Origin of the sequence: Shewanella gelidimarina (assembly GCF_023283945.1) — a bacterium.
Taxonomy (GTDB): Bacteria; Pseudomonadota; Gammaproteobacteria; order Enterobacterales; family Shewanellaceae; genus Shewanella; species Shewanella gelidimarina.
Map to the genome: position 1 here is coordinate 39236 of NZ_JAKIKW010000030.1, position 13187 is coordinate 52422.

The window sequence follows — 13187 nt, forward strand, 5'->3', positions numbered from 1 at the left end:
GTATTATTCCAGCTAAAGCACTTCGGGTAAAGCCCGTTAAGCGTTAAGCTTCTTCAAGAGGTGATTTATATCCGTCAGGCTTCACCGCAAGTAAATCACAGTTAATACTGTCGATGACATGTTCTGCCGTATTACCAATGAGTGCAGCTGAAAGTCCGGTTCTGCCTATGGTACCCAAAATGACTAATTCAGCATCAAGCTTTTGCGCGAGATCTGGGATCACATCTTCCGGTAAACCTTCTCTTACATGACAAAAATCAGGCGAGATATCATAAGCTTCGGCAAGATAGGTTATACGTTCTTCATGTTGTCTGCGAATGGTTTCACTGTAGGAGTGAGAGTCAAAGTCTGGTAACTCAATCGCCAGATTAACTGGTGTGCCTGGATAGCCGTTAACGAGGTGGATCTGGGCATCAAACTGCTTTGCGAGCTTTTGTGCGTGCTCGATTATTTTAACATTTAATGACTGATTGGTTTCGTCTTCAGAACTCACGTTAATGGCACAGAGGATTTTACCGGCAACAGGCCAATCATGATCTTTAACTAATAAAACAGGGACTGGTGCTTTTCTTAATAGATGCCAATCAGTTGGGGTAAAGATAACTGACTTTAGCTTGTCGTGCTCATGAGTCCCTTTAACGATGACATCATATTTACCCTTAATAACGTGGTTAATGATGCTTTCGAACGGACGATTGTGCCAGACGACTTCGGTTTCTATATTGATGTTTCCAGTTTTAAACTGGCTAACAATATCATCTAACCACGCCTTACGTTGTGCCACTACGCCTTCGCGCATCGCTTCTCGTTCTTGGCCTGACAATATAGATGTCATCTCATAAGAGAAATCGAAGATAGATAAAAAGACGGTAATACTGGCATTATTAGCCGATGCGAGTTCAATGGCTCTGGCTAATGCGGCTTGTTTATCGGTGGTTGGATCAACCACTACAAGGAGTTTTTGATAATCCATCATAACTTTATCCTTATCTAATATCGTATTACCATCTTGCACCATAAAGATGGCTTTGTATTGTTATAGATCAACAGAATAGTCGATAACGTTTAACGGGCAATATTACTGTTGCCTGATAACTCACTTAACGCATCGATATCGAGAATGGTAATGTATTTACCTTTTACTTCAATAAGATCAGCTTTCTGAAAACGGCCCAAAAGGCGGCTAATTGTTTCAACGGTCAAGCCCAAATAATTACCGATATCTCCACGAGTCATCGTTAAACGAAACTCTCTTGGTGAAAAACCACGGCTACCAAAACGTTTAGCAAGATTACTGATAAATGCGGCTAATCTTTCTTCGGCATTTTTCTTACTCAGTAGCAGAATCATCTCTTGATCGGTTTGGATCTCATTACTCATTAGACGCATAACTTGCTGTCTGAGTTTAGGCATTTTGCCGATGAGCTCATCCAATGTTGTATAAGGGATCTCACACACCATTGAGGTTTCAAGTGCTTGTGCAAAGCTTTGATGGAATTGAGAATGAATTCCATCAAATCCTATAACGTCACCCGCGAGATGAAACCCAGTGATCTGTTCATCACCTTGTTCAGTAATGGTGTAACTTTTTATGGTGCCAGAACGAATGGCAAAAAGAGACTTAAGAGGGTCACCAGACTTAAAAATAGCTTCACCTTTTTGGATAGGCTTTTTACGTTCGATGATTTCGTCTAATTGATCTAATTCGGTAGTATTTAGAGTAAACGGAATACACAGAGTACCCATGCTGCAGTCATGACAATGAATCGCACAGCCTGATGCCATTTGACGACGATGTTTATTATTATTATCTACGCTCATTATCTATCTCAGTTTTGTGTTCACACACTATGTTAAACTAATTTAATAAATGGGGCTAGTTTAGCTGCCCAATTGCAATATATAGCGTCTGTATTCCGAAGGCGATTAACACTAAGCCACTGACTTTTCGGACTGACGCTTTTTGCACCCAACGACTAAAAGTACTCGCTGCAACACCGGCGCTTAATAAAGCGGGAAGGGTGCCTAAACCAAAAGCGGCCATCACCATAGCGCCGTCAACGGCATTCCCCGCCGCCACAGCCCAAGTCAGCATGCTATAGACTAAACCACAAGGTAACCAACCCCATAACCCGCCAGCGATAAAAGCTTGTCGTTTATTTTTAATCGGGATAAAGCGATTTGCGATGGGCGATATCAACTTCCAAAGCCATTTACCTGCACGCTCTAGTTGTACAATACCAGACCATATTTGCGCAATGTAAAGGCCTGTGATGACCATCATAAGGCCCGCTAAAATCCGCAGCACTAATAAGTATAGGTCAACGTCAAACAATAACCCAAGCGCATTAGTGCTGGCCCCTACGAGCGCTCCAGCTGTGGTATAGCTGATGATCCGTCCGCTGTTATAGCTAAACAGGTAACCCAGTTGATTGACTAATCGGTTACTGCCATCGTTTTGAGGTAAATTTGCGGATAAAGCACCGACCAAACCACCGCACATCCCAATACAGTGTCCAGCGCCCATTATGCCAACGAGAAAGGCACCGAATACGCTGTAATCATTCACCGTCTTTATTTTTCCCTGTGGCGTTCTGCTCAGCCGTTGATGTGGCGGTGTCTATCTCCGTCTTAGCTTTTTGTTCATGACTGTCGTCTTCAAACAAAATAGATATACTTTGTTTATCAAGATCATCGAATTGATCCGATTTAACCGCCCAAAAAAAGACACCTACAGCGACAAGAACAAATAACATAGCGATGGGGATCAGGACATAAATAATGCTCATACACGTACCTTGAGTAGTCTTAAGCTATTGCTAACGACTATAAGTGAACTGGCGGACATGCCAATAGCTGCAATATAGGGCGCGACATGGCCGCTAACAGCTAAAGGGATTATAAACAGGTTGTAACCCAGCGCCCAGAACAAATTCTGTTTGATAACCCGCCCGGTAAATTTAGCGACTTTTACGGCGTCAGAGAAACGCGATAGGTTATCGCCCAACAAAATAATGTCTGCACTGTTTTTACTAATAGCGGCGCCGCTGCCCATCGCCACCGAAAGGTTGGCTCCTGCAAGCACAGGGGCGTCATTGATGCCATCGCCAAACATAGCGACTTGGGAGTGCTGTTGTAGTTTTCTGACTAACGATAATTTGTCTTCAGGAGATAAACCTTTGTGAACATCTTCAATACCGAGTCGTTTGGCCAGGTTTTCAACTTCACCAGAGTTATCACCACTAGCAATACTGATGTTACACCCCAGTTTCTTCAATGACTGCACCGCATTGGCTGTATCAGGCCTGATTTCATCTGCTAAAGTGAATTTAGCCCGCACAACGCCCTCGAGACTCAGCCAAACAATAACGTCTGACTCAAGGTGACTAGTGCCGTTAACGAATGATTGGCTACCAATTTTTACCTTTTGGCCATTAATATCACCTTGAAGGCCATTGCCGACAAAGTTTTGCTTGTTGGCTACGCTGATCGCGGGGTTAAAGTGGCCTTGGAATGCATGGGCAATAGGATGAAGTGAGCTTGCTTCAAGTGCTGCCGCATACTCAAGAACATGCTCTTTTGTCATAGCACTAGTGCTACATTCCACCAGTTCTATATCAGTAATAGACAATGAGCCTAGTGTCAGCGTGCCTGTTTTATCAAAAACGATATGGTTAAGCTTAGGCAGCTTTTCAAATACACCCGTTTTACGGGTAATAATTCCCAGCTTTGTGAGGATTGCTGTGCCACATGTGACCGCTGTAGGCGTTGCCAGCGCTAACGCACAAGGGCAGGTAGCAACCAACACTGATAACGTCACCCAAAATGCATCTTCTGGTGAATAAAATGACCAAAAGGCATATGTCCCAGTCGCAATCAACAAAATGGCTGCAGTAAAATAATTTGAAAACCTATCGGCATACAGCGCAATTTTAGGTTTACTGTTTGAAGCAATCTCTTGCAACCTGATGATTTCTGCAACGAGTTGATCTTGTCCTAATGCCGTCACTCTTACCGTTATGGGTTGCTCAATGTTAATGGTGCCGGCAAAGACTTGAGCATCGACAGATTTAGCCAATGGCATCTGTTCACCGGTTAACATCGCTTCATTAATCGAAGAACTGCCTTCAATAATAATGCCGTCAGCGGCAATAACATCGCCAGGCTTAATTATAATCAAATTTCCGATAACAAGACGCTTAGCGGGGACCTCTTCAATCGCATTGTCTGATTTAAGAAAAGCAGTCAGCGGCACCAGTTTATGTAGATTACTGGAGCTCACGGACGCCTTTTGGCGAGCATTTTGCTCAAAGTAACGTCCAAGCAATAAAAAGAAGGTAAACATAGAGACGGACTCAAAATAGACTTCTCCAGTCCCGTTGATAGTCTCTATGCAACTGGCTATGTAGGCACCACAAATAGCGATACTGACAGAGACGTCCATATTTAACCGGCCCATTAAAATGGAACGAATGGCACTAAAATAGAAAGGTTGAGCAGAATAGAAAACAACAGGGGCAGCAAAGAGCATGCTGACCCAGCGGAAGTAATCTCTAAACTCTATATCGAGTTCGGTAAAGTAACCAGAATACAGGGCCAGGGCGAACATCATCACCTGCATGGTCGCAAAGCCCGCAAGACCTAAGCGCAACAAAAACTTGCGGCTATCTTTCTTACTTCTCGTTTCTTGTTCGTCAATCTGAAACGGTGCAGCTTGGTAGCCTATCGCGCTGATTTTATTTAAAATTGCGCTGAGTTTCACCTGCTCTGCGTGCCAACTGATAATGGCTCGTTGCGTCGTAGAGTTAACTTGAATGTTCGCAATACCCGCAAGTTTTTTGACCTGCTGCTCAATAAGCCAGGCACAAGCTGCGCAAGTGATACCGTCAATAGTTAAAGATATTTCATTTACATCATCGCGTTGATGAATAAAATCTTGTTGTACTTCAGGCAGATCATAGGCACTGACGCTGTTAAGCTCTTCTGGCACCAGCGCCGTTTGTTTGTTACCGGGCTCGGTTCTAAACTTATAATAATTCGTTAAACCCGCATCGATAATCGCTTGCGATACAGCCTGGCAGCCAGGGCAGCACATCGCTTTATCTTCATTTTGTATACGTGTAGTGAACTGGCTACCGGTTAATACAGGTTCACTACAATGGTAACAACTGATTTGACTCATAGATTTGGGTTCATACGTTTATGTTGCGATCAAAGAGGTTCGAAATTAGTTTAGCCAGTACTGCTTATCATCAACGAGCGTGACGCGTTGCTGGATCCGCCATGTTTGATCAAATCCTTCAATGCGAACTTCCCAAGGTCCTGACATCGCTTGATGGATCTCAATGCGATATACGCCATTCGCGTCTGCTGTGACTATCTGATTAAAGTCACGTTCCGCCATTGTAGGATGGAAAAAGCCTACACTAAGTGCAGCTTGGTATTGCTCTCCACCTTGCTGAGAAAGTTCGACATACTCATCATCAAACTCGAGCAGGTAATTCATACCCAACTGTTTTGCATGTTTGATTTTGCGAAGGTCCATATTAATGGCTTTACCTTCTTTATAATAATCCTCAGAAACAAGGGAGTCCTTATTATCAATGGCTAGATATAATAAGTTGAAACTTGCAACGACGGCACAAAGCGGAAGTACAATAAGAAACCAGGGCCAGAACTGTTTATACCAAGGCTGAGGAGTAGACATTTTTTACACCTATTATTTGCTGAGAGACGACGTTTTTAAGAACCGCCATTTTACCGTTAAAAGTGTGATTTAGCACTTAAAAAAAAGGCCTCGTTTGTGACGAGGCCTTAATATTACGTTTAATGTTACTTAAGTGTAACTACTTGTTTGACAAGCTATAAACGTATGCTGAGATTACGTGAACTTTTTCTTCACCTAATACATCTTTCCATGCTGGCATGACGCCACTACGACCATTCTTAACTGACTGTTGAATAGCACCACGGCTTCCGCCGTATAGCCATGCATTATCCGTTAGGTTAGGTGCGCCCATGAATTTGTTACCTGTGCCGTCCATACCATGGCAGGCAAAACAGCCTTTCATGAAAGAACCTTGACCTTGAGCAGCAAGTGCTGCGTCATGTTCACGGCCAGACAACTTAACAACATATTCAGCAAGACCAGGTAACTCACTATCTTCGATTGGTAAACCACCTTTAGGCGGCATCATACCGTGACGACCATTCATAATGGTTGTCTTAATCGTTGCTAGCTCACCGCCATATAACCAAGCACCATCGGTGAGGTTAGGGAAGCCTTTGCTACCACGAGCATCACTACCATGGCACATTGAACAGTTTTGCAAGAATAAACGGCCGCCAACTTTCAGCGCTTCCTTATTCTTAACTAACTCTTCTAATGGAGTGTCAGCATAGGCCTTAAAGATAGGGCCAAACTTTTCATCAGCATGCTTTACTTCTTGGTCATACTGTACCCAACGTCCTTCCTCTTGAGCATCGATAACCGCCTGCTTAGATTCTGCGAGAGTACGTACACTTTGGTTAGAGCTCGTCCAGCCTAAAAAGCCTTTGAAGCTACCAAGACCAGGGTAAAGTGCAAGATAGATAACACTAAACACGATAGTAATGTAGAACATATAACTCCACCATTTTGGTAGTGGGTTATTGAGTTCTTCGATACCGTCGAAGCTATGGCCCATTGATTCGCCTTCTTTTACGCCAGTGTTGTTCTTAGAACAAGCGTGTAGTAGAACGATACAACCAATGATGACCACAGACGAGAGTACAATGATCCATATACTCCAGAAATCAGTCATTACTTTTTCTCTCCTGAGTCCTTTGAAACCTCGGTCTTCTCTTCATCAGAGAAAACTAGGTTAGCAGCATCGTCAAATTGATCTTTACGACGAGAGCTATATGCCCAAGCAAATATACCGATAAAGGTAACCATCACAACGATGGTTATAATTCCTCGTAATGTACCGTAATCCATATCTTGCCTCCTTATTTAAGCGCGTGACCAAGTGATTGTAGATAAGCGATCAATGCATCCATTTCCGTCTTATCTTTCACAGCGTCTTTAGCAGCAGCAATTTCTTCATCTGTATACAGCTCATGTGTCGGATGAAGATTGCGTAGGATATCCATTTTCTTGCCAGTCAACTCGCCGCTAAGCTTGTTTTCTGCCAACCAAGGGAAACCAGGCATATTCGACTGAGGTACAACAGCGCGAGGATCAATCAAATGAACTTCATGCCACTGGTCACTGTAACGACCGCCAACACGGGCTAGATCTGGACCTGTACGCTTAGAACCCCACTGGAATGGGTGATCCCATACAGACTCACCAGCCACCGAGTAATGCCCATAACGTTCTGTTTCTGCTCGTAGTGGACGGATCATCTGACTGTGACAGTTATAACAACCCTCACGTACGTAGATGTCACGACCCTCTATCTGCAAAGCAGTATATGGGATTTGGCCTTCTAGCGGCTCAGTCGTGTCTTTTTGGAAAAGTAGGGGAGTGATCTCAACCAAGCTACCGAAGCTGATTGCGATTACCGTCAAGATCCCTAATAGACCGATGTTTTTCTCAACTAACTCATGATTAAATTTCATCGAATCTACTCCTTAAGCTGCTTTTGCATCAGCAATCGCTGGCAAAGAATCTTTAGGGGCCTTAACAGTACGGATCACGTTGTATGCCATGATGAACATACCTGTCAGGAAGAAAACACCACCTATAAAACGAACAAAGTAGAATGGGTAAGATGCTTCTAAGCTTTCTACAAAGCTGTAAGTCAATGTACCGTCAGAGTTAACTGCGCGCCACATAAGACCCTGCATTACACCAGAGATCCACATTGAAACGATATAAAGAACAGTACCGATTGTTGCCAACCAGAAATGAACGTTAATAAGGTTTGTGCTGTACATACGGCCTTGGTTATACAGTACTGGTATCAAGTGATACAAAGAACCGATAGAAACCATTGCAACCCAACCCAAAGCACCAGAATGAACATGTCCAATTGTCCAGTCAGTGTAATGAGATAATGCGTTAACTGTTTTAATCGCCATCATTGGGCCTTCGAAGGTAGACATACCATAGAAAGACAATGAAACAACAAGGAAACGAAGAATAGGGTCCGTACGAAGTTTGTGCCAAGCACCCGATAGCGTCATGATACCGTTAATCATACCACCCCAAGAAGGAGCAAATAGGATAAGCGACATCACCATACCAAGTGATTGAGTCCAATCTGGTAGTGCAGTGTAATGTAGGTGGTGAGGACCAGCCCAGATGTACAAAGCAATCAGTGCCCAGAAGTGAACAATTGATAAACGGTACGAATAAACAGGACGACCAGCTTGTTTAGGGACGAAGTAATACATCATACCTAAGAAGCCTGCTGTCAGAAGGAAACCAACCGCGTTGTGTCCATACCACCACTGAACCATTGCATCGACAGCGCCACTATAAAGTGAGTACGACTTGGTTAGTGATAACGGCACCGCCATAGAGTTAACTATGTGCAACACTGCTACGGTGATAATAAAGGCACCAAAGAACCAGTTCGCCACATAAATGTGGGACGTTGTTCGTTTAACGATGGTACCGAAGAACACCACTGCGTACGCAATCCAAACGATGGTAATTGCGATATCAATAGGCCATTCAAGCTCAGCATATTCTTTTCCCTGGGTGAAACCCATAGGTAAGCTAATTGCTGCTGATATTATGATGGCTTGCCAACCCCAGAACGTAAATGCAGCTAACCTAGGTGCAAATAGTCGGGTTTGACAGGTGCGTTGAACGATATAATAGGATGTGGCGAAAAGGGCTGAAGTACCAAACGCGAAAATCACGGCATTCGTATGTAGAGGTCTAAGACGACTATACGTTAACCATGGAGTATCGAAGTTTAGCTGCGGCCAGATTAGCTGGGCTGCGATTAATACACCTACTGACATTCCAACAATTCCCCAAAACACGGTCGTTAAGGAAAATTGACGAACAATAGTGTAGTTGTAATCAGCGCCTTGAGGCTGGGAATGGTTCATCATTTTGCTTCCACTGCTTATTACTTATACTTATTATTAAGTAGAGCGAGACTCTACCCGGTAAAATGACACAAAAAAGCGGGTTACCTATCGGAAATTAGCCGTCTGTGTCAATGTGTAACCTTGCGTTTTATGAAGTAAAAGCAAGGCAATGCAATGATACTTGAGCTATGTCAAAAAAGATAGGAATTAGGCTTGCTGAAAAGTTGATCTAGATCAAGCTACTCAATAGAATGTTAATAGATTTAATCAAAAGGTTAATTATTGTGCAAATTACTCATAATTCAGTAGTATTGCGAGTTTTATATACGTTTTTTATCGCTATGAACATCAGTGGATGTGAACCTGATAACAGTAAAAATAACACGTTATTTGAGCAAGATACTGGACTGTGCAACTTCCAAGAAAAGGCGTGTACCAAGACCGTAGATGACATTGAACTTAGTTTACGCATTACCCCATGGGATACCCCAAGTGAAAAGCCACTTTCCCTAAGTTTGAATAGCTCAGAGCCACTCGAAAATGTAAAAATGCGTATTGAAGGGCGAGATATGTTTATGGGCATTATCCCTGTGAATTTGTCTAAAGACAGCGAAACCACTTATAGCGCACCGTTGATCTATGGATCTTGTAGTAGCGGATACATGGTGTGGCAAGCGATTGTAAGTTACCAGCAAGACGGTATCGAAAAGTTCACCATCTTTGAGTTTCTTGCTGACAGTGAAAAGACCCGCTAATGCGACTAAAGCAATATGATCAAGCGCTTGATTTTCAAAGTCGTGTGATTAAGGCTGAAACATCCTTTGAAATCTCACAGCGTAAACAGCTGTTCCTTGTTGTAGGTGTGGTTTAAATCTCATTATCTGAATATCGCTATTGATAATCATTCTCATTAAGTTATATTAGGAGTATAAATAAGATAACGCATAAGAGAATGTCATGGGATCTGTAAGCCAAAACCTCAATATCAGTATATCGCAACAAAAGATGGCCCAACTCATACAGCAAGGGCACTTATGTGCATCAGATTTTAAATGCTTAGACGCCGAGTCAAAGCAGACTGTTTGGCAGCTCTGCCTTTGGTGTTGCGAAAAGCGGATTCATTGTGAAAAAGCCTGTTCCAGCGACTGTAATAGTCAATGCGCCAGTAAAATAAGTATAACAACAGCTTAATTCTGCTTAATTACTAACCTCTGAGCAATATAAGGCTACTTTGATGCAGCGTAACTGATTATTATGCAGTTATAGTCAGTGATCTTAGTAGTAATAAAATGCAGCTACCCAATGTTATGCCACTGTTTGACTCTATCCAATTCATTCAAAGTGGCAATCCCATCATAAATCAACATATTACTCAGCTAGCACTCTGTGGAATTGAAGACGCGAGTTTGGTATTCGAGCATGCCACAGACTGGCTGTGTGAACAGAAATTCAGTGAAAACAACTATAAAGCCTATCGGAGTGAGTTAACCACTTTCTTACACTGGTGTTTCGACGTCGCTCAAATAGAAGTCTCAGCCGCAGGGCGAAAAGAGATAAACCAATACGTTGAATATTGCCAGGCACCGCCACTCACGCTAATAGGTTTTTACAATGTTGCTCAATTTAAAGAGCAAAAGGACAGCGCCCTCAGAATCCCCAATCCACAATGGCTACCCTTTAGAGGTAAGAAAGTGGATGGTGTTGCTCAGCCGTATCGTCTGAGTGAAAGTGCACTCAAAACCAAAATGGCGATTCTGTCTTCTTTCTATGCTTATCTTATGAGTGAAGATTTTGTCGAAAAAAATCCGGCACAAATGTGGCTCAATAAAAGTAGGTTCTCGTCCAATAAAAAGTATCGCATCAATAATGACGGTGACAATCAACTCGCCTTCACTGAATTACAGTGGTCATATGTGATGTCTACTGTCACTAAGCTTGCAGCAGAGCAGCCCGAAATCCATCAACGTAGTTTGTTTCTCATTAAACTGATTTACGCCTGCTATCTAAGAGTGTCAGAAGTATCAGCAAGGGCAGGTTACTCGCCTATTATGGATCAATTTAGGCGTAACCCTCAAACGGGAATATGGAGTTTTCATATTCCTTCAAGTAAAGGCGGCAAACGCCGTACTGTATCGATGTCCGATGCTTTACTTGCCGCTTTAGTCGAGTATCGTCATTACCTAAACCTACCGGATTATCCAAAAACCAATGAAGGTCACCCGCTCATTATTAGGCAAAAAGCAGCAGGGAGAGGCAGGGAAGTCGGTTTAATTAATGCCAACTTGGGAATACGCCAAATAAGAGAAGAGGTAGATAAAATCATCGTACTTGCAGCGATCTGTGCTGAAAATGATGGCTTTGTCGAAGATGGCGTGCAAATGCGTCAGCTGAGTATCCACAATATTCGCCATACCGGCATTACTCATGACATCAATATTCATGGCCGACCATTGTCACATGTGCAAGCTGATGCCGGACACGAGAGTATTGACACTACGTCGCAATACCTACACACCACTCAAATAGAGCGTCATCAAAGTGGCCAGAATCGACCGCTCGATAACCTGCAAGGTATCGATTGAATGGATGAATTAAATTGGGGCAGTACGAGTACATTTTTGACTAATGATAGAGTTGTTTCAGAAACAGGAACATGGCCTTTTAGAAGGCATCCTACGGATTTAAAAGGGTTGAATTTAAGCAATTCAGTGTCAAAGGTGGATTTTCAGTTTGTTGATCGCCTTAGTTCCAAAAATAGGACAGTGATAAGCAATTCTGCTCTAGAGCAAAAAAGAACCGTTATATTTCAAGATAGTTAAGCTGCAGATAAATCACTCATATCAGTAGTGAAGTCAGCAATAAAATCATCAATCTTCATCAGCAGCTATAACGAGTGAATAGGGTACTTGCGCAGCCATTAGCGTTTGTGCCCACGCGAACATTGGGGTATTGGATGTCAGCATGGGCGAAGATGCATGCCAAATATACAAAAAGAATGGCGCTGAAAGTTTAACTTACTTGAGACTCTCGACTCTCAAACAAGAGAATAGGGTGCTTGTGTAATCTTTAGTGTTTATGGATAAGTTAAAATACTCGTTCTTCAGAGAGTATTTAACGCAGCGTGGATACAGCCAACCTTGAACGACACTGGGTTTCTATTGATAAGCCAATAGCGTTTATAACAAGCAATAGGTGATGCCAGAGTATGAGTCGCTTGATTGTCCCGTAAGATAAGTAATCCTATGGACTATTCATTTACGTAACAATGGCACTGTAAAAGAAGAACAGGTGCAGTCTCAGTACTTAAGATATTGTAAGATTATAAATATATTACGTTTTTCTGTCTGATAACTAATCGAACCGGAATCTAAATGCGCTATTGAAAACTTTATACTTGTAAGTCTACATTTGAGCATTCATAAAACCGTGATCAGTTAATGCCGATAAGTCACATTATCGGCATCTCATTAAAAAGCCCAAAATGAGTCTTAATCGCCCATCGATTAGATAAATATTCTTCTTCAATATTACGTGCAGTGTTTAATAAACACGTACCTAGTGTTATTGAAACTCCTTGCTATATCGTGAACCAAATCATTAAGAGTATGTACTCTCGATTGAGCTACAGCCAGGTATTCTAGCCTGTAGCCGCTTAGTTCTTACCTGTTTTTAAGCCATTAAATACAGTAGTTACAAGATGTATAATTTCCGAAGATAGCTCTGGATATGACTTCTGGTTTTCAGTCCGCATCATTCTTAAAGTGGTTGAATTCATTCGTAGATAGATAGTTGGCATTTTTCAATGGAACGCTAAGTAAGTTGAACTTAGGTGTATTTTTTTTGGCGATAAATTCCTGGGTTGACCATTAATACAATTTAAAAATTAGTTATCACAACGTCACTAGATTTTTATGAATCAAATAGTAACTATCATTTACTCGTTGAGCACCGATAACGCTAAAAATATGTGCGCGCTGTGTGGCTCCTTAAAAAATTTGCTTAACTCTGGTCCGTAGAATTCACACAGCGCATAGGGAGATTAGTGAAGTGGCATAGTTAATTTGGCCATCTAGTTAGAGGTTGATATTATGGCCTCGTTATTATTTAGGTGATCGTATGACTAAACGTATAAAACGTAATTTTACCCCCGAATT

Annotated in this window: 14 protein-coding genes; 4 read left to right on the forward strand and 10 right to left on the reverse strand. The window is 42.2% G+C overall.

All coding sequences use genetic code 11. The features are described 5' to 3' along the window. Positions 1–43: 43 nt before the first annotated feature. The 10 genes from uspE to ccoN all read right to left on the reverse strand — a co-directional run bounded on the left by uspE (position 44) and on the right by ccoN (position 9054). Complete coding sequence (uspE, locus tag L2729_RS19525; protein WP_248989760.1) at positions 44–976, reverse strand: universal stress protein UspE; 933 nt, start codon at positions 974–976, stop codon at positions 44–46. A gap of 89 nt (positions 977–1065) precedes the next feature. Then, on the reverse strand, positions 1066–1821 hold the full coding sequence (gene etrA / locus L2729_RS19530; RefSeq protein WP_101091669.1) for an electron transport transcriptional regulator EtrA: 756 nt from the start codon (positions 1819–1821) through the stop codon (positions 1066–1068). A 55-nt stretch (positions 1822–1876) separates the two neighbouring features. Next, positions 1877–2569, reverse strand: coding sequence for a sulfite exporter TauE/SafE family protein (locus tag L2729_RS19535; protein ID WP_248989761.1), 693 nt, complete (start codon positions 2567–2569; stop codon positions 1877–1879). Beyond that, entirely contained in the window at positions 2562–2789 is a 228-nt protein-coding gene (gene ccoS, locus L2729_RS19540; protein ID WP_248989762.1) for a cbb3-type cytochrome oxidase assembly protein CcoS, read from the reverse strand. The genes L2729_RS19535 and ccoS overlap by 8 nt, the downstream gene beginning before the upstream one ends. Next, positions 2786–5182 (reverse strand): heavy metal translocating P-type ATPase, encoded by a 2397-nt coding sequence (locus L2729_RS19545; protein ID WP_248989763.1) that lies wholly within the window; start codon positions 5180–5182, stop codon positions 2786–2788. The genes ccoS and L2729_RS19545 overlap by 4 nt, the downstream gene beginning before the upstream one ends. A 45-nt stretch (positions 5183–5227) precedes the next feature. Next, positions 5228–5707 carry a FixH family protein gene (locus L2729_RS19550; protein ID WP_248989764.1) on the reverse strand — a complete coding sequence of 160 codons (480 nt, stop codon included), beginning with the start codon at positions 5705–5707 and terminating at the stop codon, positions 5228–5230. Between the two features lie 139 nt (positions 5708–5846). Beyond that, a complete protein-coding gene (ccoP, locus tag L2729_RS19555; protein ID WP_248989765.1) occupies positions 5847–6803 on the reverse strand; it encodes a cytochrome-c oxidase, cbb3-type subunit III in 957 nt (318 codons plus the stop codon). Beyond that, positions 6803–6979, reverse strand: coding sequence for a cbb3-type cytochrome oxidase subunit 3 (locus tag L2729_RS19560; protein WP_102039439.1), 177 nt, complete (start codon positions 6977–6979; stop codon positions 6803–6805). Before L2729_RS19560 ends, ccoP begins: the two co-directional genes overlap by 1 nt. An 11-nt stretch (positions 6980–6990) precedes the next feature. Further along, positions 6991–7605: a cytochrome-c oxidase, cbb3-type subunit II gene (ccoO, locus tag L2729_RS19565; protein WP_101091676.1), complete on the reverse strand. Its 615-nt coding sequence runs from the start codon at positions 7603–7605 to the stop codon at positions 6991–6993. Between the two features lie 12 nt (positions 7606–7617). Further along, the gene (gene ccoN, locus L2729_RS19570; RefSeq protein WP_101091677.1) at positions 7618–9054 is read right to left on the reverse strand and encodes a cytochrome-c oxidase, cbb3-type subunit I; all 1437 of its coding nucleotides are present in this window, start codon (positions 9052–9054) and stop codon (positions 7618–7620) included. A gap of 263 nt (positions 9055–9317) precedes the next feature. On the opposite strand from ccoN, the gene L2729_RS19575 reads away from it, so the two are divergent. From L2729_RS19575 to L2729_RS19590, 4 genes are all read left to right on the forward strand, one after another. Next, the gene (locus tag L2729_RS19575) at positions 9318–9788 is read left to right on the forward strand and encodes a hypothetical protein (protein WP_248989766.1); all 471 of its coding nucleotides are present in this window, start codon (positions 9318–9320) and stop codon (positions 9786–9788) included. Between the two features lie 202 nt (positions 9789–9990). Continuing rightward, on the forward strand, positions 9991–10224 hold the full coding sequence (locus L2729_RS19580; RefSeq protein ID WP_248989767.1) for a hypothetical protein: 234 nt from the start codon (positions 9991–9993) through the stop codon (positions 10222–10224). Positions 10225–10322: 98 nt separating this feature from the next. Beyond that, positions 10323–11615 carry a tyrosine-type recombinase/integrase gene (locus L2729_RS19585; RefSeq protein ID WP_248989768.1) on the forward strand — a complete coding sequence of 431 codons (1293 nt, stop codon included), beginning with the start codon at positions 10323–10325 and terminating at the stop codon, positions 11613–11615. Next, positions 11616–11852 (forward strand): hypothetical protein, encoded by a 237-nt coding sequence (locus tag L2729_RS19590; protein ID WP_248989769.1) that lies wholly within the window; start codon positions 11616–11618, stop codon positions 11850–11852. Positions 11853–13187 lie beyond the last annotated feature (1335 nt).